The sequence below is a fragment of the Bacillus basilensis genome, assembly GCF_050630465.1.
Lineage (GTDB): Bacteria > Bacillota > Bacilli > Bacillales > Bacillaceae_G > Bacillus_A > Bacillus_A basilensis.
Window position 1 is genome coordinate 111348 of the sequence record NZ_JBNTQO010000010.1, and the last position, 20866, is coordinate 132213.

Below are 20866 nucleotides of genomic sequence, written 5' to 3' on the forward strand. Positions count from 1 at the left end.
TATTTAAAAATAGGATGGATGACTTAACCATTTTTCTAATTCCACACTTCCTTGAACAGATAACAGTCGGTACAAATAACGGTAAGGCTGTCTACACTTTTCAAGTTGAGGAATAGGCATAATTGTTTCGTAACCACTTTTAAAGGCATGAGCTTCTTTTTCAGTAAGTACATATTCTAGTCCGATAAAATCAAACTCTCGAGGAGCAACTGCGTAAGCTTCTGTATCTACTAAACCTGTAATAGTTGAACCATCTGATAAAAACGAGCGTAGATTTCTTCGGTGCTGGTAAGGAAGAGAGTTGTAACTCAAAAATAGGGAATGCGTTACGGATGCTCACGTTATCTGAATAAAACCTATTTACAAGGTCTTTACTGACATTTAATATGTGAGTCTTAAATTCTTCTAGTGGAATGTGGAAAGTACTTGATGGATTTCCTATAAATTCTGCTTGAAACGAATGAATTTCTGCTAGTCCTTTTCCAAGACTGAATAAAATTGAATCAGGTTGTCCGAGAAAGGATTGCAGCGTACTTCCTGTTAATTTTTCGACAATAACATACTTTCGTCCATTTAAAACGTGTTTTTGCAAAATAGTCGGGATGGGCAAGTTAGTATGCTTTTTCAATAATGTGTGTATTGTTTCTAATTGATGTACGTTCCTTGGATCAATTCCAAAAAGGTTTTTGCATCCCCACCAAAAATCATTATTTGGCTCTTCATTTATTTTAGAAGAACGAACGATGACTTCTGCATCTTCTGTTCGGACGAGAAACACATCGCTTGCATGGTCTTCATAACCTGGGTGTAAAGTTTGAACAGATAAAATAGGTGAAGTGAAAAGTTGTTGTAGCATGAAGTTACTCCTTTTTCTGTAAATTCTATAAATTTATTATATAACAGAATATGTGCCACGTGGATAGTGATAGGGGAAAATGTAGAACCTGCATAAATGTATAGTAAAAATCAGCATGAAAATTATATTTTTCTAGTTTTGTATGAATTATCAAAATAATATTTCTGATGATAAACCTGTAAAAATGCCTGGATGTAAATCTCGTATTTTTCAGTAAATGAAGAGTTAAGCGTACTTTTATGAGAGTTATAATGTAGGTTTTGAAAAATATTTCTCAATAATAAAATGAAGAGAAAAATATGAAAAAGTAGAATAGATTCTTTTATAATAGTTTTAAATTAATTAACATAATTAATTATTAATTATGTTAGATAGGAGAGAATGTTATGGCAAATGTACTCGTAATAAATTTCCCTGGAGAAGGTCATATTAATCCGACTATAGCTATTGTTAGTGAGTTAATTCAGCGAGGGGAAACAGTTGTTTCGTATTGTATTGAAGATTATAGAAAGAAGATTGAAGCAACAGGTGCAGAATTCCGAGTGTTTGAGAATTTTCTCTCTCAAATTAATATTATGGAACGAGTAAATGAAGGTGGGAGTCCTTTGGTGATGTTATCTCATATGATTGAAGCATCAGAGCGTATTGTGAATCAAATTGTAGAAGAAACAAAAGGGGAAAAATACGATTACTTGATATACGATAATCATTTTCCGGTAGGACGTATTATAGCGAATGTTTTACAATTACCTAGTGTTTCTTCTTGTACAACGTTTGCTTTTAATCAGTACATTACTTTTAACGATGAACAAGAATCGAGGCAAGTAGATGAAACGAATCCGTTATATCAATCTTGTTTAGCTGGAATGGAAAAATGGAATAGGAAGTATGGAATGAAATGTAATAGTATGTACGATATTATGAATCATCCTGGTGATATTACCATTGTATACACTTCAAAGGAATATCAACCAAGTTCAGATGTATTCGATAAATCGTATAAGTTTGTCGGTCCATCAATTGCTACTCGAAAAGAAGTAGGTAGCTTTCCTATGGAAGATTTAAAAGATGAAAAAGTGATTTTCATTTCTATGGGTACAGTTTTTAATGAACAACCTGAGCTATATGAAAAATGTTTTGAAGCGTTTAAAGATGTAGAAGCGACAGTCGTATTAGTTGTTGGTAAGAAGATAAATATAAGTCAATTTGAAAACATTCCGGATAACTTTAAGTTGTATAATTATGTGCCACAATTAGAAGTATTACAGCATGCTGATGTATTCGTGACACATGGTGGTATGAATAGTTCGAGTGAAGCACTATATTACGGTGTCCCGTTAGTTGTAATTCCGGTAACAGGAGATCAGCCTTTAGTTGCGAAACGAGTGAATGAAGTAGGGGCTGGAATAAGGCTTAATCGCAAAGAATTAACTTCTGAATTGTTACGTGAATCTGTAAAGAAAGTGATAGATGATGTAACGTTTAAGGAAAATAGTCGTAAAGTTGGAGAGTCACTTCGAAATGCTGGTGGGTATAATAGGGCAGTTGATGAAATATTTAAAATGAAAATGAATTCCTACTTAAAACTTAAATAAATGTTTGGAGCACACTTACTGTAATATGTAAGTGTGTTTCTATAAAAAAATTACATAAAAAATCACTGTAAAGGTGAAACTTTTGTGTATATAAACTGATATCTTTGAATTAGTAGTAAAATTACGTTAAAATAATACTAAGAAAATATATAAGTTTTGGGGGTAATGAATGAAGAGAGTATTTGAATACATATTATTAACAATTGGCTCAATTATTGTAGCGGGTTCATTAGAACTTATTTTAGCGCCTAATGGATTAGTAGATGGCGGGGTAACGGCCATTGCTATTATGGCGAATAAAGTTGCCGGATTGCCGCTTTATGGAGTGTTCTTAGGAATTAATATCCCGATTTTATTATTTACTGCAAAAGTAATGGGAAAGAAGTTCTTTATCCGTACATCCTATGCAAATGTTGTTACAACACTCGGATTAATCTATTTAAAACCATTTCCAGCAATTACAACTTCTGAATTGTTAATTGTTCTTTATGGAGGAGTCCTATTTGGTGTTGGTGTAGGGATTGTAGTAAAAATGGGCGGAGCAATTGATGGCTCAGAAATGTTAGCTGTTTGGATGAATAAACATTTTAAAGTGCCGATTAGTACATTTTTACTTGCAGTAAATGCGGTTATTTTCATCTTTGTTGCCATTTTGTTTTCAATTGAACAAGCGATGTTCTCATTAGCAATTTTCTATATTGTTACGAAGATGATTGATTTCATATTAGATGGTATTAATCAAGGAAAGAGCGTTATGATTATTTCTGGTAAAAATAAAGAAATAGGCGATCTACTTATGAAAGAATTGCAATTATCCGTTACGTATCTACATGGAGAAGGTGGTTTTTTGGGAGAGCACAAGAGAATCATTTATTGTATTACAAACCGATTCATTTATCCGAAAATGAAAGATCTCGTTCTCTCTGTAGATCCAACTGCTATAATTGAAGCATCCTATTCAACAGAAACAACTGGTGTCAAACGTCCGGGAAGGGCAATGAGATCAGAAAAATAGTGAATGAAAATAGCTCCACGTAAGTATAACTTGCGTGGAGCTATTCTTATTTAGAAAACCAGACTTTTTTCAGTAATTTGACAACAGTTTCGATACAATCCTCTGGAATACTACCAAAACCGAGTAATACATACGACTCCTCCTGTACATTATGAACAGAATCATATGTGGAGAGAGGGTATAACTTAATACGTTGTTTTGCAGCTGTATGAATAAGTTCTTGTTCGTTCATCCCATTATGAACGTGAAGTACAATATGAAGTCCGGATTGTTCACCGAGTATATGAACGTTATTCCCCATTTCGTTTGTAATAGATTTAATTAAAGACATGTGTTTTCTTTTATATAACGTACGACTTCGGTTAATATGACGTTCCCAATCACCATTTTGAATAAAGGTTGCGAAGGTAAGTTGTTGCAGCGTAGAAACGGTTTGTTTAAACATACCACCAAGTTCTTTATAGGCTCTTAAAAGATGAGGTGGTAAAACGATATATCCCATTCGTAAAGAAGGTAAAAAAGATTTCGAGAAAGTTCCCATATAAATAACACGTTCATTTGAATCTAGTCCTTGTAAAGAAGGAATAGGTTTTCCTATATAGCGGAATTCCCCATCGTAATCATCTTCAATAATATACGCCTTACAATCATTCGCCCATTTTAATAACTCGAGTCTTCTAGATAACGGCATAATGATTCCAAGTGGAAATTGGTGAGATGGAGTGACATATGCCACATTGGAACCCGATTCACGTAAAGCAGAAATATGAATCCCTTTATCATCTAAAGGGATCGGGTGAACAGGAAAGCCAGAACTTTGAATCATAGCAGGTATACGGTGAAATCCAGGATTTTCGATCCCGTATTCTTTTTTTGGGCCAAGTAGTTGAAGTAGTAGCCAAAGAAGAGGCTGCGTACCTGCTCCGATAATAATTTGATCAGGTGAAGAATGTACCCCGCGAGCATGATATAAATACTTTGAAATATGTTCTCGTAGAACGAGCTCACCTTGGGGATCTTCTTTAGCGAATAATTCGTTTTCATACTGAAATAAAGTTTCGTGTAATGCTCTTTTCCAGTTTGTTATCGGAAAAGCTTTTTGATCAATAAGTCCTTGACTACAATCATAATCATATTGTTCGTTTTCTTTATTGTTAGCACTGTTTGATGCAATTTGCTGTTTCTTTTGAATGACCTCAATATCAACTTCTGCAACGAAAATCCCACGTTTCGGTTTGCTTTCTACATAACCTTCAGCTTGTAATTGTTGATAGGCAGATTCAACTGTAATACGGCTCACATTAAGTTGCATAGCTAAATTTCTGTGAGAAGGAAGGCGTGTACCAGCACGTAGTGATCCTTGAGAGATTTCTCGTTTTATATATTCGTAAATTTGTAAGTAAATAGGTGTTTTACTTTGTAATTGTAATGGAATAGTAAGATCCATTTGTAGTCGCTCCTTTTTATACTGGCCTTATAAAAAAGAATAAAACTGTCACTTAAGTTAAGGGCAGTTGCTATTTATAATGATGATATAACATTTAGAAAATTTTATAAGTAGTAAGGAGAGAATCATAATGAATATTAAAGCAGTAGTAACAGAAGCGGATTTACATGATGTATTTCCTGTATTACAGCAATTACGAACGAAACTTTCAAGAGAAGAAGCAAGTTCTTTATTTCAAAAAATGAAAGAAGAAAATTATAAACTATTTTCGCTACGTAATGAAGATGAAGAAGTTGTTAGTCTAGCTGGTGTAGCGATTTGTACGAATTTTTATAATGAGAAACATGTTTTTGTGTATGACCTTGTAACCGCGGAAGCTCACAGATCAAAAGGGTATGGTAATGTTCTGCTGTCATATGTAGAAAAGTGGGGGGAAGAAAAAGGTTGTAGTTCTATCGTACTTACATCTGCGTTTTCAAGAATTGATGCACATCGTTTTTATGAAAGAGAGGGCTTTGATAAGGTAAGCTATTCTTTTTATAAAGAGTTATGATACTAAGTAGGTTCCGTGTATAAAAATATGTGGAACCTATTTTCTTTTCCAGATTTGAGCTAGGGACAGTTCTAGTAATATAATTTGTCGAATATTAGAAATTAACAAGGGAATATTGAATTTAGAGAATGTTAGGAGCGTTTATACTTGGAAAAAATAAAGAAATTATCCATACCAAATGATGTAAGAGTCATCATTATTTCTGATATTCATGGAGAATTAGATCTTTTTAAGGAATTACTACATAAAGTTAATTTTAAAGATGAAGATTATTTAATTATTAATGGTGATCTTTGTGAGAAGGGGAGAAATAGTATTGGTGTCGTAAACTATGTGATGGATCTAGTAGTTAGCAAGCCGAATGTTTATGTAATTGAAGGGAATTGTGAGGTTGTAGTTGAAGCACTTGTAAATGAAAATCCTGCATTAATAAATTATTTGTGTACGAGAACGAATACAATTTGTAATGAATGGCTAGCGAAATTGAATGTTACCGTTAATGAAGAAAGTGATATTCTTGAAGTGAAAACAAAATTAATGAGCTATTTTTCAAAAGAAATAAAGTGGCTAACAGAATTACCGACAGCGATTGAAACGGAAGGTTATATTTTTGTGCATGCTGGTCTTGAAGATAGAGCGGATTGGAAAGAAACAGGACGAAAAAATGCGATAGCAATGCCGGAGTTTTTCAATCAATCACATAGAGCAAATAAGTATGTAGTTGTCGGGCATTGGCCTGTTGTAAACTACTCTGTTGAAGCTCCATCTAACAATCCAGTTATTGATAAGAAGAAAAAGATTATAGCAATTGACGGCGGAAATGCGATTAAAGAGGCGGGGCAATTAAACGCGTTTATTATTCAGAGGAAACCAACAGGTGATACGTTTTCTTATACATATGTAGACTTTTTTCCAGAGTATGAAGTGATAGCAGATTTTCATGCGAATTCAGAAATGCAGGGCGGGGTTACCTATCCGTATTATTACATAGAGCCGGTGGAGAAGGTGCAAGATTATACAATATGTAAGCAAAAGGAAACGAATACATTACTCTCTGTGAAAGATGAATACATTAGGCAACTTGATTCAGGTGAATATACAGTGAAAACCGATATTTCTTGTGCGCAAATAAGCGTAAGAAAAGGTGACATTATTTCTCTCATTGATGGAAGCTGTTCAGGATATGATTTAATTAAAAGAGATGGAGTAGAGGGTTGGATAGAGAAAGGGATTTTAGTTGAGATAGGAAAGACGAAAAAGAAAATATTTAGCTGAAATAGGAGGGATGTAACCTTCTATTTTTTATTAACTCAGTAATGGTGACGTACCTTAATTGATACCTTATAACAAAATTATACAATTATAATAAATGATATTAGTTTTGATTTTTCTGAAAAAATATTATAATTATATATGAAATAAAGAGGATTGTAGGAGGGAATTATGCAAAACGTAATATTAAAAGGGGATAAAGTTACAATTCGTACAATTGAAGAATCGGATATAAAACCATTATGGAATCTCGTATTTAAAGAAGAAAATCCAGAATGGAAAAAATGGGACGCACCTTATTTTCCATTTTCGATGCAAGAATATCTGTCTTATAAAGAGAAGATGCAAACCCGTTTAAAAGAAGAACCTCTATCCAATTTAATTATAGAAAATAACGGTCAAGTTATAGGGACGGTCGGATTTTATTGGGAGTATAAACCGACGCGTTGGTTGGAGATGGGAATTGTCATTTATAATCCGGCTTACTGGAATGGTGGTTATGGTACAGAAGCGTTAACGTTATATCGGGATTTACTATTTGAAAAGATGGAAATTGGCAGGGTAGGACTCACGACTTGGTCTGGCAATGAACGAATGATGAAAGTAGCTGAGAAAATAGGAATGACTTTAGAAGGTAGAATGCGCAAATGCCGTTATTATAACGGAACGTACTATGACTCTATTCGAATGGGAATGATTCGTGAAGAATGGGAAGCGCTTAGAAATTAAAATTAATTAAGGTGAATTATGAAAATGATTCTGTCATTTTTTCTAGTATATTAGCAGAATATAATTTAAAGAGAATGGAGACAACGAGATGACATATGTAATTAGAGAAATGAAGCAAGAAGATATTCATGCTGTACAATTAGTAGCGAAAATAGCTTGGCATGATACATACGAAGGCATTATTCCGAGAGAGATTCAAGACAGTTTTTTAGACGAGGCATATTCTGACGAAAAAATGAAATATCGTCTTGAAAATACACATTTATTCGTTGCGGAAGAAGAGGGCGAAGTAATTGGCTTTGCGAATTTCTCACCCGTTAGACTACAAAACGAAGCGGAATTAGGAGCAATTTATTTGTTGCCAGATCAGCAAGGGAAAGGGATAGGAAGTGCTTTATTACAAAAAGGGCTAACGGTATTAAAAGGAATTCGGAAACTATACATTCATGTAGAAGCAGCGAATGAAAAAGGAAAACGGTTTTATGAAGCGAAAGGTTTTGCACAATTAGAGGAATTTGAAGAAGATTTTGAAGGACATATGATGCAGACAGTAAGGATGGTTTTATACGTATAAGGAGGACTGGTAATGAAAATTTTTGATTGTAGTGAAGAAGTGGGAAAGCAAATCACAGCATTTCAATCTAATTTCATAATGTCGAAAATATTAGACCATAAAGGAAATATACATATCGGTGCTATGCATTTACGAGAGAATGGAATAATTGGATATCATGAAGCAGTTGTATCGCAACTGCTTCTTATTGTGAATGGAGAAGGGTATGTATGCGGAGCAGATAAAGAAAAAGTGAAGGTGGAAGCGGGACAAGCTGTTTTTTGGAAAAAGGGCGAATTTCATGAGACGTGTACGGAAAATGGGTTGATAGCAATTGTGATTGAGTCGGAGGACCTTGAGAATGGAGTTTTATTGAAAGAAGTGGGAAAGTTTGATGATCAAGGTGAGTGAGGATGGGGTTAGTATGCGCAAAGTTACCCAAATTGTAATATGTACTTCAGCAGTGCTATTAATTACACTAGCTATGATAAATGGAGAAACATGGAAAGGTAAAATTGTTATTTCGCTAGCTGTTCTTATATTTACTGGGGTTTCACTAGTATGGAACTCATTTGTTATAAATCTTATGGAGAAATTTAATAGAAAAAGGATTAAATAAATGCGATCTTTCAAGCGAATGAGAACTATATATTTAATAACAGTGCCTATTATCGCTTTACTTTCATTATTTTTTCCGCAGTCATTAGGAGATCGTATACTTACTTTCTTTTTTGTACTTGTTTTTGGCGGGTTAGCAATTGGATTTACACATATAATGGAATTTATTGGAAAAACAAAAGATAAAAGAGAATGACAATGAAGCTTTTATAAGTGGGAACAGTAGTAAGGCTCAAAGGTGTAGATTTGTAAAATTTGAGAGGATGGATAAGGAGTAGTAGGATGATAAAAATTACAAGAATCGTAATGATTATAGCAATTTTAATAGTAATCATTACAGGACTAATAGCTCCCTTTTCGTTAAAAGAAAAGGGAGTACATACACTAGGTATGGTCGTTTATGGTGCAATTGGGTTAGGTGGAATTACTTTATTAGATTACATTATTAAAAAGCAAAGAAAAGAGTAATAAATAAAAATTTTACCAATCGGAAAAGTAGTTGGTGGTCTATTTGTAAAGTTAAAAAACAAGGGGAATAAGAGAATGTTAAAATCGTCAAAAATCGTTGGATTTATAGCAATGGCTATTGCCAGTATATTCTTTCCTATCGATTTAAAAGGAAAAATTATTTCTTTTACTTATATACTTGTATTGGGTGCAATCTCCCTTGGGACTACAAATTTAGTAGAATGTGTAACTAATAAATTTAGAGAGAGTAGAAATGATTAGTTTGTTTAAGAAAGGAAGGATCTAATTTATTATAGGTATATCCTGCTAATAATTAATGTTGGTGAATGAAATCTTTTCATATATTAGCTTTCATTTTAGTTATAGGAGACCATGATGTAATAGCAAAAGGAGAATTTGGACTAGGTACATCTGGCTTTAGAGTGTAATTAGATGCTGAGACAGGCGGGTATTTTGGAGAGATTTATAAAAGTCGAAAAAACAAAGGAAGGAAGCTGAGATGGATCCATTTAAAATGGGGAAATATATTACATATGTTGCAGTCACGATACTTCTTATATTTTCTATGTTATTGCCATATAGCCTACCTAAAAAGATTGCTCTTATTACTTTTGTTTTAATTATAGGAGCTATTTCATTGGGGGCGAATAAAGTGGTAGGACGAATAGATAACAAATTTAAGCAATAATAAAGTTTGAAGATTAAGAGAGGAGCATATTAATATGCAACCATTTAAGGCTGGAAAATATATTACATATGTTGCAATTGCTATATTTCTTGTAGTCGCTATAATGTCTCCTTATGAATTACCTAAAAAGATTGGCTTTATTATAGGTGTTCTTATTTTAGGAGCATGTGCACTTGGTACTAATAAACTTAATGAATGGATGTTTAGTAAATTTAAAAATAAATAAGACTCATACAATAAGAAAAAATGGATCTTCCAAACTTTATCCCATTTTTTAAGGCTCATGATTTAATAGTTCGTTTAGAATATGGATTTGGTACGGGAGAGGCTAAAATACACCTTGGTCAAGAGATGGGTGCATACTTTGGGAAAAGTTATGGTGGGGGATTTTTTGCTAAGTTTGAGAAGAAGGATAAGGAGTAGTTAGGTGATGAAGATTCCAAAAATTGTAATGGTTATAGGAGTTTTAATTGCAATCATTGTTGGATTAATGGGGCCATATTCAATTAAGGAAAAGGTAATATATACATTTAGTATGGTTTTTTGGGGGACAATGGGGATTGGTGCAATTACTTTAATGGATTATATTAAAAGGAGAATAAACAAATGAAACTTTTACCGATTGGAACAGTTGTAAAACTAGAAGAGATAGAACAATTTGTTATGATTATAGGAAGAATGGTTGTATCAGCAGATAAACGTGATTTTGATTACGTAGGTGTTCCGTACCCAGTAGGCTATCTAGGTGATGAAAAAGTATTATGTTTTAACCATGATAAAATTGTAGAGGAAATGCATAGAGGGTATATGACTGAGAGTGAATTAGAATTAAGAAAAAAATTATCTGAACTTTAATGGAAATGGAGAATATATTACATGATTTTAGGGATTTCATATTTTGATATATTTTGTATTGTAGTGATTGTCTCGTTTTTCTTCATTTTTTTGAGATTGAATGTATGGTATAACAAAAAACATAATGTTCCTAAGGTTTTTCAATGGTTTCCTAGAAAATGGGGTAAAAGAAAAGTTTCAGAGCATTTATTACAATTAAATGAAAAGCTAGCGGCTGAAGGTAAAGGTATTTGGGTTACAATCTATGCTATAGATTTATACATTGTAACTATTCCTTGTACAGTTAAAAAATATAAATCTTAATACATATAGTAAAAAAAGACCTTAAAAATAATTAAAAAAGTCGATTTTCTGAGATGGAAATTGGCTTTTTTACTAAGTGACATTTCCTTAGTATTGTAAATTTGCATTTTGCTTACGCTTATACATGGCCGGTTAACATAACGTCCTATTATTGATAGCAAGGACAAGGGGAAATCCTACCCTCAAAAGGAATCTGCCTTTTTCTTTTTATATAATTATATGCAACTTTATGTGTATTCCTATCCTAGCGTAGGTTTTAGTGTTCTCGTTTGTTACTGAATTAGCCAAAAAACTGACAATCCCCTAATAGTGTGTGCTCCTCATCAGTTTAATCTTGTAGGAAATTTAATGATGTTACTCCGCAATTGCATAATTCGCTCTACATCATCTAGTGAGACAAGTTTAATTGTTTCATGAAATGGTGTGTTAGGTAAGTTGTTGTCATCCAGACATTCGCAAAAATACATTTCATTTTTGGCGCCTAGTTGTATACTTGGAGCGGTTTCAAATCTTTCTACAATAGAGTTGAATTGCCAGAGGGTTTAATCGGCTTATATGCGGAAAGAAGTGCCTCATAATCAGAGGTAACAAATTCTTCTTTACTATACGGTATAAATGAATCATGGAAGCGGAGTAAAATTGATTTTAATGTTCCATTCTCTTTAAATAATCCCCACAGATCTTGAAAGTCTGTTTCATAACCGGAAAATTCTATCTCCCCAATAATAAATTAGTTATGGGCTGCTTCTTCTTTTAGGTAAGTAAATATTTGTTCATGATCTTTCTTTATTAATTTTCGCATCATCATGAGTTAAAATATTTTTTCTGAATATTAAAACTTATTTTTTTTGAAATCAATGAAAAATTTTATGTTTAGTTCACAAACTTTCGGAAAAACTAGGAAAGATATGACAAAGGAGGTTATGAACGGTGGATCATCCAATTCAAGGGTTAATGAAAGCAGCAATGGAAAATTTAAAAGAAATGGTCGATGTAAATACGATTGTTGGAGAGCCTGTTCAAACGGCTGACGGTGGTGTAGTGTTAACGGTTTCTAAAGTAGCGTTCGGTTTTGGAGCAGGAGGTTCTGATTTCCAAACGAATGATGGGCAAAGAGCAAACGGTAACCCTGCATTTGGTGGCGGTAGTGCGGGTGGTGTTTCTATTACACCAGTAGCATTTCTTGTGGTGAATAAAGATGGAGTAAATATTCTTCATTTACAAAATGCGACACATTTAGCAGAAAAAATGATTGAATTAGCTCCACAAACAATTGATAAAATTCAATCGATGTTCCAAAAAGATGAAAAGAAAGAGGGAAATCATCATCCTCAAAACCCAGATGAAATCCTTTAAAAACGCCTGCTCACGAGCAGGTGTTTTTTCTTGTAATCACTATGTAATAAAACACATGAAATTGTAAATAGTTTTTGAAGTTTTTTCTATGTTTCTAAAATTTTTCATGTTAAAATATGCTATAGAATTGAAACATATAAAACGAAGGTGGCTAGGTGCTTTGTCTGGAGGATCTGACCAAGTAAAGAATATGATATATATTAATGGTAATCGTCGAGGTCATTGTTTTATTACATCAGGAATTACGTTTAAAGAGTTTGCAAGTAACATCCCTTCACCGCTCCATCAAGTGTTGCTTTTGAAGCATAACTTTGAATGGACAGATTTTCATTATCATACTTTATTTGAATATGTTGAGGAAGAAAATATACATAAGTTAATTCAAGCAGAGATTGATGAATTTGATGAATTTTGTTGGGTAGATTTTGATGATGCAAGCGATTTAGATGAATTAGAGCCAAAAGAAATTGCAGAGCTTTTATATTTGGCTCACAAAAAAGAACCACTTGCAAGAACATTCTTTCCGTTATTGAAAAATAGATTTGTTTATTTTTCACATGATGATGGATGGTACAACAAAGTGTATTATCGTAGAATCGCTGACTTTGTAGGGATGTTAAGTAAAGTCATTCCTTATAAACTCGGTGCTTTCGGTAAGAAACGTTTTACTTTCTTCCAAAAATCAAAAATTTTCCCAGCGATTTCAAAAGAAGTGATTATGGGACTTATTCCACTAATGGAAGAGGGTCTTTATATTGATCTAGCAGGGAAAATTGAGTCAAGAAGGGGTCTTGAAATTCCGGTATATGTAGTGGGTTCGTATGAAAGTACGGATGAAGTGCTAGATAATATCGATGAATTAAAAGAAGAAGCAACAGAGACAGGGTGGCTCATTTTTGATAAGAAAGAGCAAGAGTGGCAATGGGTTGTGGACTAAGAAAACTTGGTGCATGTAGTCAAGTTTTCTTGTCTTTTGAAAGGAGTATAAATGAAGAAGTATTATACAATTGTGGGGATTATAAGTATTATTCTTGTGGCGATTTTACTTATAACTTGTCCGAAAGAATCAGATTTTAAATTGTATCTAGAAGATAAGTATGCATTGAAATGTGACGAGAGTAGTTTTGAATGCACACAAAATGTAGATGGTAAAAAAGAAAAACTAAAATTTGAAAGTACAGATGCACGAAATGGTGTATTCTTTATGACTGTAAAGCAAACATTTAAGACAGAAGCTGGTGTTACGAAAGAATATAGCGGAGTAGGAATGTTTGGTACATTTCTTTTTGTTTCAGAGAAGACTTTCTAGTAATAGAAGGTCTTTTTCTTATGCTTATGTTCATATAGATGAAGTAAGACAAGCATAGGAGGGGTAATGATGAAGAAGGAATGTATTGTTTGCGGTGGTGAGGAGTTTTTCTCTTCTACATTATATGCACGTACAAAACAAGATTGGGCGTATGCACCAAATATGTATCGATTTGAAAAGGTGTTTATTGAGCATAGGGATGAAGAAAATTATCCAGTGTTTCAAGAAATTACAGCGAAACATTGTTGTGGATGCGGTCATATTATGTTGTATCACGAATGAACACACCAAGTATAACTTGGTGTGTTTTTTTAAAACGCTGACAAAGCAAGCGGATAAAATAAAGTGAATAAAACAGAAAAACTACCAAAACCAATTGCTGTATATCCAAGTGTTCTTGCTCCGAAATTGACAGCTAATAAGCCGACTAAAATCGCAAGAGAGCCGAGTGTAACTGGATAAAATGCAATTGAGAAAAGCGAAAGAAATAAAGCGACATAGCCTATCATTGCACCGGTATTTGTACCTTCTATTTCATTTGCAATTTCTTTACGCTTATGTCTAATTGGAATGCCAGCTGGTGATATTTCAGCTGCATACTCTTCGTTTTTTTCACCACTTTTAAAATGATGATTTCTCTTTCTTCGCATGTACATCCCTCTCTTTCAATTGGGTGTACCTATAGTATCTTTCATAAAGAGAAGAACATGAGTATGAGTTAAACCCAAGTAAAGCAAAAATTGGAGAATAAAGATTCCATTGTTCGCATGTACATCTCCTAATGAAGATAAACAGGAATTTTGGAAAATGATGTAGAATGAAATGAGTGATAAAACGTGAAGGTAGGGGAATGTATGACGAAATTTAATTGGCATGAATCAGCAGAGAAAAAATGGGATAGTAGTGCAGAATTTTGGAATCAAAATAGTCAGGAGATGTGGGACAACGGGAGTAGGAGTACAATTATTCCATTTTTTGAACAGTACGTGAAGAAAGAAGCTCAAGTACTCGATGTTGGTTGTGGTGATGGATACGGTACATATAAATTAAGTCGCGCGGACTATAAAGCAGTTGGAGTAGATTTATCAGAAGTGATGATTCAAAAAGGGAAGGAGCGCGGAGAAGGAACGGATTTATCTTTTATAAAAGGAGATCTCTCTTCCTTACCATTTGAAAATGAACAATTTGAAGCAATTATGGCAATTAATTCTTTAGAATGGACAGAGGAGCCATTACGAGCATTAAATGAGATAAAGCGTGTTTTAAAAAGAGATGGATATGCATGTATTGCAATTTTAGGACCGACCGCGAAACCACGAGAGAACAGTTATCCTCGTTTATACGGCAAAGACATTGTTTGTAATACGATGATGCCTTGGGAATTTGAACAGTTAGCGAAAGAACAAGGTTTTGAAGTTGTAGATGGCATCGGTGTATATAAGCGCGGAGTAAATGAGAAGATGTTAGGTCAACTACCTACAGAGTTACAACAATCGTTAACATTCTTATGGGTATTTATGTTAAAAAGCGTATAAAGAAATGAAAGAATTTTTAGGAGGTAAATAAGTGCAGAAAATACAAAAAACTGATACAATATCATCAGAACCAATTAAAGGGGGACTAGGGTATATGACAACTACTACAACAGTTAAATCCGATATTGAAATCGCACAAGAAGCGAGTATGAAGAAGATTCAAGAAATTGCAGCTGATTTAAATATTTTAGAAGATGAATTAGAGCCATACGGGCATTATAAAGGTAAGTTATCTCTTGATATTTTTAAGCGCTTACAAGATGAAAAAGACGGTAAAGTTGTTTTAGTAACAGCGATTAACCCAACTCCAGCTGGAGAAGGTAAATCAACAGTAACAGTTGGTTTAGGTCAAGCTTTTAACAAAATTGGTAAGAAAACAGTAATTGCACTTCGCGAACCATCTCTTGGACCAACGATGGGATTAAAAGGCGGAGCAGCAGGTGGTGGTTTTTCACAGGTTGTACCAATGGAAGACATTAACCTTCACTTTACTGGAGATATCCATGCGATCACAACTGCCAATAACGCGTTAGCGGCGTTTATTGATAATCATATCCAACAAGGAAACACACTGGGGATTGATACACGTAAAATCGTTTGGAAACGCTGTGTTGACTTAAATGATCGTGCCCTTCGTAATGTAGTAATTGGTCTTGGTGGACCGGTTCAAGGTGTACCACGTGAAGATGGTTTTGATATTACAGTAGCATCTGAAATTATGGCCGTATTCTGTCTTGCAACAGATATTCAAGATTTAAAAGCGCGTCTATCTCGCATCGTAGTTGCTTATAACTTTGCAAATCAACCTGTAACGGTAAAAGATTTAGGTGTAGAAGGTGCGTTAACATTATTATTAAAAGATGCATTAAAACCAAACTTAGTACAAACGTTAGAAAATACACCAGCTATTATTCACGGCGGACCATTTGCGAATATCGCTCACGGTTGTAACAGTGTTATCGCTACAACAATGGCATCAAAATTAGGTGATTATGTTATTACAGAAGCTGGATTCGGTGCTGATTTAGGCGCTGAGAAGTTTTTAGATATTAAAGCTCGTGCAGCTGGTATTAAACCAGAAGCAGTTGTTATTGTTGCTACTATTCGTGCGCTTAAAATGCATGGCGGCGTAGCAAAAGATCAATTAAAAGAAGAAAATGTAGACGCATTAGCAAAAGGTATGGAAAACTTACAGAAGCATGTTGAAACAATTCAAAGCTTCGGTGTGCCTTTCGTAATTGCAATTAATAAATTCATTACAGATACAGATGCAGAAGTTGCATACTTACAAGAGTGGTGTAATGAGCGTGGCTATGCGGTATCCTTAACAGAGGTTTGGGAGAAAGGTGGCCAAGGCGGAGTTGACCTTGCTGAAAAAGTGTTAAAAGAAATCGAAAAAGGTGAGAACAACTACGCACCACTTTATGAATTAGAATTACCATTAGAAGAAAAAATTCGTACGATTGCTCAAAAAGTTTACGGTGCAAAAGATATTGAATTTGCTCCGAAAGCACGTAAGCAATTAGCTCAATATGAAGGAGAAGGCTGGAGTAACCTACCAATTTGTATGGCGAAAACACAATATTCTCTTTCTGATGATGCAACGAAATTAGGACGTCCATCTGACTTTATTGTTACAATTCGTGAGCTGAAACCATCTATTGGTGCAGGATTTATCGTTGCGTTAACAGGAACAATGTTAACAATGCCAGGCCTTCCAAAACAGCCAGCAGCACTACAAATGGATGTAAATGAAGATGGAAAAGCAGTAGGTTTATTCTAAAAGGTTGTAATTCATCTCGTTTATCTGTAAACTATATATACATCAAGTGGCGCCTTTCCATCGAAAGGCGCCTGTTTTTTGGAGGAAATTATGTTTGATCCAACTGCTTTTGATAATTTAAAAGTAATCGTAGAAGGTGCTGTTTATGATTTTGATTTACATGGAGATATTCTTGTAACAAATCGAAAAGATATGATGGATCTTGCTTCATTAAGTCGTATATATCATATTTCATTTCAGTTAACCGAACCATTCGAACCGTTAGTAGAAGCAACATTTTCACTATCTGTAGATGCAAAGAACTTGTCTGGTGAAATATTAGAAGTACCACAATTTACACCAGGATGTGAAATGAAGTTAGCATTTTCATTCCCGATTGAAAAACCAGAAGTAGTGTGTAGTGAAATTGAAACTTTCATGCATTCTATATGGGGAAAAGAAAGAATGATTACGCAAAAACTTTCATACGAATATAATAAGCAAGCGATTTCATATCATAATAAGGTAGAGGTTCTATTTCAAAAAGCGATTACAGAAGACCATGTTGATGATTTAATAGCTGTTATTTCACACATGATAGAAACGGTGCGAACAATACAACATTTTCTTCAAAAATAGAGATAAAGGAGAAAAACAAATGATAAAAGATATGCAACCATTTTTACAACAAGCTTGGGAGAAGGCTGGTTTTAAAGAATTAACTGAAATTCAAAAACAAGCGATTCCAACTATTTTAGAAGGACAAGACGTTATAGCTGAATCTCCAACTGGAACAGGAAAAACATTAGCGTACTTATTACCCCTTTTACATAAAATTAATCCTGAAATAAAACAACCACAAGTTGTTGTTTTAGCGCCAACACGTGAGCTTGTAATGCAAATTCACGAAGAGGTTCAAAAGTTTACAGCAGGAACTGAAATTTCAGGTGCATCTTTAATTGGTGGTGCAGATATTAAGCGCCAAGTTGAAAAATTAAAGAAACACCCGAGAGTAATTGTCGGTTCACCAGGCCGTATTTTAGAATTAATTCGTATGAAAAAGCTAAAAATGCATGAAGTGAAAACAATTGTATTTGATGAGTTTGATCAAATTGTAAAACAAAAAATGATGGGTGCTGTGCAAGATGTAATTAAATCAACGATGCGCGATCGTCAATTAGTATTCTTCTCGGCGACAATGACAAAAGCTGCAGAAGACGCAGCACGTGATTTAGCAGTTGAACCACAATTAACACGTGTAACACGTGCAGAGTCAAAAAGCTTAGTTGAGCACACATATATCATTTGTGAGCGACGCGAAAAGAATGATTATGTAAGAAGAATTATGCATATGGGTGATGTAAAAGCAGTTGCTTTCTTAAACGACCCATTCCGTTTAGATGAAATTACGCAGAAATTGAAATTCCGTAAAATGAAAGCAGCAGCTCTTCATGCAGAGGCAAGTAAGCAAGAACGTGAAGCAACGATGCGTGCATTCCGCGGCGGGAAATTAGAAATTCTACTTGCTACTGATATTGCAGCACGCGGTATCGATATCGATGATTTAACACATGTAATTCATTTAGAGTTACCAGACACTGTAGACCAATATATTCACCGCTCAGGACGTACTGGACGTATGGGGAAAGAAGGAACAGTCGTTTCTCTTGTAACACAACAAGAAGAGCGTAAATTACTTCAATTTGCAAAAAAACTAGGTATCGTGTTTACGAAGCAAGAAATGTTTAACGGATCATTTGTAGAAACGAAACCGAAAGCACCAAAGAAAAAGAAACCAGCATTTACTGGGAAGAAAAAGCCTAGATAAAGAATTGGGGAAGGCGTAACTATTTGTAGTTACGTCTTTTTTATTTGCAATTGAATAATACAAGGAGGTTTATTAATGGTTATTAAAATGTATCTATCATCATTTTTTAAATCAACATATGTACAAGGAAGTAATATAAAAAAAGTCGAATATTAAATTGATGCGAAATAATAAAAAGAAGGTACATATATGGATAGGAAATTAGGAATGTTTTTGAATACGAAATATATTGAAGTAAACGAAGGAATACAAAAAGCAAGGGAATGGGATTTAGAATATATTCAATTATATGCTATGAATAAAAACTTCAACTTAGCTAATATTTCAATGGTAGAATGGACTGCTTTAAAGAAAAGCTTATCTTTTAATGGAATAAAGATTCCATCATTAGCAATTAGTTTTGGAGAAAATGGAATTATAGGAACAGAAGCTGGCAGTGCAATAGATCAGATTAAATATATTACTGACAGAGGCTTGGAGCTGGGAGCAAAGATAATAACAGCTCATATTGGGAAAGTTCCAGATGATGAAAAAAGTGAGTACTATGATAAAATGGTACGGGTTTGTTATGAGATAGGGGAATTAGCATTCAAATTTGGGGGAGTCTTTGCTATTGAGACGGGATCTGAAAAAACAATAGTATTAAAACAATTTTTAGAAACTGCAAACTCGAAAGGACTAGCTGTTAACTTTGACCCAGCAAATTTAATAAGTGATGTAAATGAAAATCCGGAAGAAAGTTTAATACTATTAAAAGATTATATAGTACAAACTCATATTAAAGATTGTAAAGAAGTGAAAAGCGATCGTTCAAGTAAGTATATAGAAGTAGCAGTAGGAAATGGTGAAGTGGATTTCGATATATTCTTCAAAGTATTAGATGAAATTGGATTCGACGGATATAACATGATTGAAAGAAATGATTATTTTGACGAACTGGATGGGATGAGTCAGTCGATAAATTTTGCAAAGAAGTACATACCAACTTAAAAGGAATAACGAAAGCAGCTGTAGAAAGCTACATAGAATGTAAAATAACAATAGGAGGAATACAAATGATCCATAAAGTTGGACAAATTATGCTGTATGTAAATAATCAAGATGAGGCAGTAAATTTTTGGACTGAAAAGGTAGGGTTTCATGTAGTTGCAGAGGAAGATAACAAACAAGGAATGAGATGGATTGAAATTGCTCCAACTAAAGATGCAGAAACGAGTATCATACTACATAATAAAGAAGTGATTTCGAAAATGAGCCCAGAATTGAATCTTGGTACACCGTCTTTAATGTTTTTCACAGAAAGTCTTGATCAATTATATATAGATTTAACAAATAAAAATGTTACTGTTGGCGAAATGGTAACTATGCCCTCTGGTAAAGTATTTAATTTTGCTGATAGTGAAGGGAATTATTTCGCGGTTATGGAAAAGAATCAATAATAATATTGCTTTGTGAAAATCCCCCTCAAACATATTGAGGGGGATTACATGTTTGAGGGGGATTTTTCATTAGAGAGTTGATTAATAAAAAATACGCCTTTTTCAATAGCTGTCTCAATATAACCAGCAATTTGATTAAACGTAAACACCTGTAATTCTTCATGCAGATGTTGCTCGGGATACAACATATCTTCAAAAAGATACTTTCGAAAAGCTAAAACGTTTTCTTTAGAAACCTCTTCAATATCTACAATGTGAGCTTCTTGATTAAAAAGAGAGAAAAGATGTTGTTCTTTATCGTAATGATGAAGTAACTTTGCATTTAACAATTTAAAATCGTTATAGTACATAGGTGCGATTGTTTCGTCGGTCTCTATCCTATTTTTTAGCCAAGGTAGAAAAAAGCCGCTTAGCCAATTATCATCGGCAATGAGATGGGTGTAATAACCTAAGAGAAAAGGGGAATCCATATGAATTTTATATTTTTGAAAAAAAGAATTGAAATCTATCCTTCTCGTATAGTTTTTCGTCGTACCAGTGTAAAAGTGTGAAGTTCCTTTTTCTTCTGCTGAATGAACCGCATCAGGGGCTACCCCTCCAAGTATGAAAGATGTTTTATCTTGAATACATAGTTTTTCGGCAATACCATTAGCGATAATAACATGCATAATTCGTGATCCCATGA

29 protein-coding genes and 3 pseudogenes are annotated in these 20866 nt (G+C 33.9%); 27 read left to right on the forward strand and 5 right to left on the reverse strand.

What is annotated here, in order from left to right; genetic code table 11:
• Positions 1-3: 3 nt before the first annotated feature.
• Positions 4-856: pseudogene (locus ACQVV1_RS19000) on the reverse strand (protein kinase family protein).
• 386 nt (positions 857-1242) lie between these two features.
• On the opposite strand from ACQVV1_RS19000, the gene ACQVV1_RS19005 reads away from it, so the two are divergent.
• Entirely contained in the window at positions 1243-2451 is a 1209-nt protein-coding gene (locus tag ACQVV1_RS19005) for a macrolide family glycosyltransferase (protein ID WP_431169364.1), read from the forward strand.
• A 169-nt stretch (positions 2452-2620) separates the two neighbouring features.
• Positions 2621-3466: a YitT family protein gene (locus ACQVV1_RS19010; protein WP_098555912.1), complete on the forward strand. Its 846-nt coding sequence runs from the start codon at positions 2621-2623 to the stop codon at positions 3464-3466.
• A 46-nt stretch (positions 3467-3512) separates the two neighbouring features.
• Here ACQVV1_RS19010 and pdxR read toward each other — a convergent pair whose 3' ends face one another.
• A complete protein-coding gene (gene pdxR / locus ACQVV1_RS19015) occupies positions 3513-4913 on the reverse strand; it encodes a MocR-like pyridoxine biosynthesis transcription factor PdxR (RefSeq protein WP_242251675.1) in 1401 nt (466 codons plus the stop codon).
• A gap of 130 nt (positions 4914-5043) precedes the next feature.
• Here pdxR and ACQVV1_RS19020 point away from each other — a divergent pair, with 130 nt between their 5' ends.
• From ACQVV1_RS19020 to ACQVV1_RS19090, 15 genes and pseudogenes are all read left to right on the forward strand, one after another.
• A complete protein-coding gene (locus tag ACQVV1_RS19020) occupies positions 5044-5466 on the forward strand; it encodes a GNAT family N-acetyltransferase (protein WP_242251677.1) in 423 nt (140 codons plus the stop codon).
• A 147-nt stretch (positions 5467-5613) separates the two neighbouring features.
• Positions 5614-6741: a metallophosphoesterase gene (locus tag ACQVV1_RS19025; RefSeq protein ID WP_242251679.1), complete on the forward strand. Its 1128-nt coding sequence runs from the start codon at positions 5614-5616 to the stop codon at positions 6739-6741.
• Between the two features lie 168 nt (positions 6742-6909).
• Positions 6910-7467, forward strand: coding sequence for a GNAT family N-acetyltransferase (locus tag ACQVV1_RS19030; RefSeq protein ID WP_242251681.1), 558 nt, complete (start codon positions 6910-6912; stop codon positions 7465-7467).
• A pseudogene (locus ACQVV1_RS19035) lies at positions 7461-7559 on the forward strand (2'-5' RNA ligase family protein); the annotation flags it as partial. The gene ACQVV1_RS19030 and the pseudogene ACQVV1_RS19035, both read left to right, overlap by 7 nt.
• Complete coding sequence (locus ACQVV1_RS19040) at positions 7556-8041, forward strand: GNAT family N-acetyltransferase (protein ID WP_242251683.1); 486 nt, start codon at positions 7556-7558, stop codon at positions 8039-8041. The pseudogene ACQVV1_RS19035 and the gene ACQVV1_RS19040, both read left to right, overlap by 4 nt.
• A 12-nt stretch (positions 8042-8053) precedes the next feature.
• Positions 8054-8431, forward strand: coding sequence for a cupin (locus tag ACQVV1_RS19045; protein ID WP_431169368.1), 378 nt, complete (start codon positions 8054-8056; stop codon positions 8429-8431).
• A gap of 13 nt (positions 8432-8444) precedes the next feature.
• Positions 8445-8639 (forward strand): hypothetical protein, encoded by a 195-nt coding sequence (locus ACQVV1_RS19050; RefSeq protein ID WP_060633122.1) that lies wholly within the window; start codon positions 8445-8447, stop codon positions 8637-8639.
• Positions 8640-8834, forward strand: coding sequence for a hypothetical protein (locus ACQVV1_RS19055; protein ID WP_431169370.1), 195 nt, complete (start codon positions 8640-8642; stop codon positions 8832-8834). It abuts the gene before it with no gap.
• Positions 8835-8920: 86 nt separating this feature from the next.
• Entirely contained in the window at positions 8921-9106 is a 186-nt protein-coding gene (locus ACQVV1_RS19060) for a hypothetical protein (RefSeq protein ID WP_431169372.1), read from the forward strand.
• A gap of 75 nt (positions 9107-9181) precedes the next feature.
• On the forward strand, positions 9182-9367 hold the full coding sequence (locus ACQVV1_RS19065) for a hypothetical protein (RefSeq protein ID WP_431169374.1): 186 nt from the start codon (positions 9182-9184) through the stop codon (positions 9365-9367).
• A 238-nt stretch (positions 9368-9605) separates the two neighbouring features.
• Entirely contained in the window at positions 9606-9794 is a 189-nt protein-coding gene (locus tag ACQVV1_RS19070) for a hypothetical protein (protein ID WP_431169376.1), read from the forward strand.
• Between the two features lie 34 nt (positions 9795-9828).
• Positions 9829-10020, forward strand: a complete 192-nt coding sequence (locus ACQVV1_RS19075; protein ID WP_431169378.1) for a hypothetical protein — start codon at positions 9829-9831, stop codon at positions 10018-10020.
• A gap of 204 nt (positions 10021-10224) precedes the next feature.
• Positions 10225-10404 carry a hypothetical protein gene (locus ACQVV1_RS19080; protein WP_431169380.1) on the forward strand — a complete coding sequence of 60 codons (180 nt, stop codon included), beginning with the start codon at positions 10225-10227 and terminating at the stop codon, positions 10402-10404.
• Positions 10401-10649 (forward strand): DUF4176 domain-containing protein, encoded by a 249-nt coding sequence (locus ACQVV1_RS19085; protein ID WP_431169381.1) that lies wholly within the window; start codon positions 10401-10403, stop codon positions 10647-10649. The genes ACQVV1_RS19080 and ACQVV1_RS19085 overlap by 4 nt, the downstream gene beginning before the upstream one ends.
• 21 nt (positions 10650-10670) lie before the next feature.
• A complete protein-coding gene (locus ACQVV1_RS19090) occupies positions 10671-10952 on the forward strand; it encodes a hypothetical protein (RefSeq protein WP_431169382.1) in 282 nt (93 codons plus the stop codon).
• Positions 10953-11287: 335 nt separating this feature from the next.
• On the opposite strand, the pseudogene ACQVV1_RS19095 reads toward ACQVV1_RS19090, so the two are convergent.
• Positions 11288-11679: pseudogene (locus ACQVV1_RS19095) on the reverse strand (GCN5 family acetyltransferase); the annotation flags it as partial.
• A 203-nt stretch (positions 11680-11882) separates the two neighbouring features.
• On the opposite strand from ACQVV1_RS19095, the gene ytfJ reads away from it, so the two are divergent.
• The 4 genes from ytfJ (at position 11883) to ACQVV1_RS19115 (ending at position 13899) form a co-directional block, all read left to right on the forward strand.
• Positions 11883-12308, forward strand: coding sequence for a GerW family sporulation protein (gene ytfJ / locus ACQVV1_RS19100; RefSeq protein ID WP_000349987.1), 426 nt, complete (start codon positions 11883-11885; stop codon positions 12306-12308).
• Positions 12309-12468: 160 nt separating this feature from the next.
• On the forward strand, positions 12469-13245 hold the full coding sequence (locus tag ACQVV1_RS19105; RefSeq protein ID WP_242251700.1) for an oxalate:formate antiporter: 777 nt from the start codon (positions 12469-12471) through the stop codon (positions 13243-13245).
• Between the two features lie 51 nt (positions 13246-13296).
• Entirely contained in the window at positions 13297-13617 is a 321-nt protein-coding gene (locus ACQVV1_RS19110; protein WP_060630607.1) for a hypothetical protein, read from the forward strand.
• Between the two features lie 69 nt (positions 13618-13686).
• On the forward strand, positions 13687-13899 hold the full coding sequence (locus ACQVV1_RS19115) for a hypothetical protein (protein ID WP_000711202.1): 213 nt from the start codon (positions 13687-13689) through the stop codon (positions 13897-13899).
• A gap of 29 nt (positions 13900-13928) precedes the next feature.
• Here the strand turns inward: ACQVV1_RS19115 and ACQVV1_RS19120 are convergent, their stop codons facing one another.
• Positions 13929-14267, reverse strand: coding sequence for a hypothetical protein (locus tag ACQVV1_RS19120; protein WP_001253198.1), 339 nt, complete (start codon positions 14265-14267; stop codon positions 13929-13931).
• A gap of 186 nt (positions 14268-14453) precedes the next feature.
• Between ACQVV1_RS19120 and ACQVV1_RS19125 the strand changes: the two genes are divergently transcribed.
• The 6 genes from ACQVV1_RS19125 (at position 14454) to ACQVV1_RS19150 (ending at position 20181) form a co-directional block, all read left to right on the forward strand.
• Positions 14454-15152 carry a class I SAM-dependent methyltransferase gene (locus ACQVV1_RS19125; RefSeq protein ID WP_242251702.1) on the forward strand — a complete coding sequence of 233 codons (699 nt, stop codon included), beginning with the start codon at positions 14454-14456 and terminating at the stop codon, positions 15150-15152.
• 94 nt (positions 15153-15246) lie between these two features.
• Positions 15247-16935, forward strand: coding sequence for a formate--tetrahydrofolate ligase (locus tag ACQVV1_RS19130; RefSeq protein WP_277930067.1), 1689 nt, complete (start codon positions 15247-15249; stop codon positions 16933-16935).
• 90 nt (positions 16936-17025) lie between these two features.
• Complete coding sequence (locus ACQVV1_RS19135; protein WP_242251705.1) at positions 17026-17553, forward strand: hypothetical protein; 528 nt, start codon at positions 17026-17028, stop codon at positions 17551-17553.
• A 19-nt stretch (positions 17554-17572) separates the two neighbouring features.
• A complete protein-coding gene (locus ACQVV1_RS19140; RefSeq protein ID WP_063222725.1) occupies positions 17573-18742 on the forward strand; it encodes a DEAD/DEAH box helicase in 1170 nt (389 codons plus the stop codon).
• 189 nt (positions 18743-18931) lie between these two features.
• The gene (locus tag ACQVV1_RS19145) at positions 18932-19732 is read left to right on the forward strand and encodes a sugar phosphate isomerase/epimerase family protein (RefSeq protein WP_431169385.1); all 801 of its coding nucleotides are present in this window, start codon (positions 18932-18934) and stop codon (positions 19730-19732) included.
• Positions 19733-19797: 65 nt separating this feature from the next.
• Positions 19798-20181 carry a VOC family protein gene (locus tag ACQVV1_RS19150; RefSeq protein ID WP_242251708.1) on the forward strand — a complete coding sequence of 128 codons (384 nt, stop codon included), beginning with the start codon at positions 19798-19800 and terminating at the stop codon, positions 20179-20181.
• Between the two features lie 44 nt (positions 20182-20225).
• On the opposite strand, the gene ACQVV1_RS19155 is transcribed toward ACQVV1_RS19150, so the two are convergent.
• Positions 20226-20864, reverse strand: coding sequence for a hydrolase (locus tag ACQVV1_RS19155; protein ID WP_242251709.1), 639 nt, complete (start codon positions 20862-20864; stop codon positions 20226-20228).
• Positions 20865-20866: the final 2 nt, after the last annotated feature.

Bases quoted from the DNA above. Each gene is read 5' to 3' on its own strand.
- ACQVV1_RS19005 (WP_431169364.1), top strand. From the start codon at position 1,243: ATGGCAAATGTACTCGTAATAAATTTCCCTGGAGAAGGTCATATTAAT.
- ACQVV1_RS19010 (WP_098555912.1), top strand. From the start codon at position 2,621: ATGAAGAGAGTATTTGAATACATATTATTAACAATTGGCTCAATTATT.
- pdxR (WP_242251675.1), bottom strand. From the start codon at position 4,913: ATGGATCTTACTATTCCATTACAATTACAAAGTAAAACACCTATTTAC.
- ACQVV1_RS19020 (WP_242251677.1), top strand. From the start codon at position 5,044: ATGAATATTAAAGCAGTAGTAACAGAAGCGGATTTACATGATGTATTT.
- ACQVV1_RS19030 (WP_242251681.1), top strand. From the start codon at position 6,910: ATGCAAAACGTAATATTAAAAGGGGATAAAGTTACAATTCGTACAATT.
- ACQVV1_RS19040 (WP_242251683.1), top strand. From the start codon at position 7,556: ATGACATATGTAATTAGAGAAATGAAGCAAGAAGATATTCATGCTGTA.
- ACQVV1_RS19045 (WP_431169368.1), top strand. From the start codon at position 8,054: ATGAAAATTTTTGATTGTAGTGAAGAAGTGGGAAAGCAAATCACAGCA.
- ACQVV1_RS19050 (WP_060633122.1), top strand. From the start codon at position 8,445: ATGCGCAAAGTTACCCAAATTGTAATATGTACTTCAGCAGTGCTATTA.
- ACQVV1_RS19055 (WP_431169370.1), top strand. From the start codon at position 8,640: ATGCGATCTTTCAAGCGAATGAGAACTATATATTTAATAACAGTGCCT.
- ACQVV1_RS19060 (WP_431169372.1), top strand. From the start codon at position 8,921: ATGATAAAAATTACAAGAATCGTAATGATTATAGCAATTTTAATAGTA.
- ACQVV1_RS19065 (WP_431169374.1), top strand. From the start codon at position 9,182: ATGTTAAAATCGTCAAAAATCGTTGGATTTATAGCAATGGCTATTGCC.
- ACQVV1_RS19070 (WP_431169376.1), top strand. From the start codon at position 9,606: ATGGATCCATTTAAAATGGGGAAATATATTACATATGTTGCAGTCACG.
- ACQVV1_RS19075 (WP_431169378.1), top strand. From the start codon at position 9,829: ATGCAACCATTTAAGGCTGGAAAATATATTACATATGTTGCAATTGCT.
- ACQVV1_RS19080 (WP_431169380.1), top strand. From the start codon at position 10,225: ATGAAGATTCCAAAAATTGTAATGGTTATAGGAGTTTTAATTGCAATC.
- ACQVV1_RS19085 (WP_431169381.1), top strand. From the start codon at position 10,401: ATGAAACTTTTACCGATTGGAACAGTTGTAAAACTAGAAGAGATAGAA.
- ACQVV1_RS19090 (WP_431169382.1), top strand. From the start codon at position 10,671: ATGATTTTAGGGATTTCATATTTTGATATATTTTGTATTGTAGTGATT.
- ACQVV1_RS19110 (WP_060630607.1), top strand. From the start codon at position 13,297: ATGAAGAAGTATTATACAATTGTGGGGATTATAAGTATTATTCTTGTG.
- ACQVV1_RS19115 (WP_000711202.1), top strand. From the start codon at position 13,687: ATGAAGAAGGAATGTATTGTTTGCGGTGGTGAGGAGTTTTTCTCTTCT.
- ACQVV1_RS19120 (WP_001253198.1), bottom strand. From the start codon at position 14,267: ATGCGAAGAAAGAGAAATCATCATTTTAAAAGTGGTGAAAAAAACGAA.
- ACQVV1_RS19130 (WP_277930067.1), top strand. From the start codon at position 15,247: ATGACAACTACTACAACAGTTAAATCCGATATTGAAATCGCACAAGAA.
- ACQVV1_RS19135 (WP_242251705.1), top strand. From the start codon at position 17,026: ATGTTTGATCCAACTGCTTTTGATAATTTAAAAGTAATCGTAGAAGGT.
- ACQVV1_RS19140 (WP_063222725.1), top strand. From the start codon at position 17,573: ATGATAAAAGATATGCAACCATTTTTACAACAAGCTTGGGAGAAGGCT.
- ACQVV1_RS19145 (WP_431169385.1), top strand. From the start codon at position 18,932: ATGGATAGGAAATTAGGAATGTTTTTGAATACGAAATATATTGAAGTA.
- ACQVV1_RS19150 (WP_242251708.1), top strand. From the start codon at position 19,798: ATGATCCATAAAGTTGGACAAATTATGCTGTATGTAAATAATCAAGAT.
- ACQVV1_RS19155 (WP_242251709.1), bottom strand. From the start codon at position 20,864: ATGGGATCACGAATTATGCATGTTATTATCGCTAATGGTATTGCCGAA.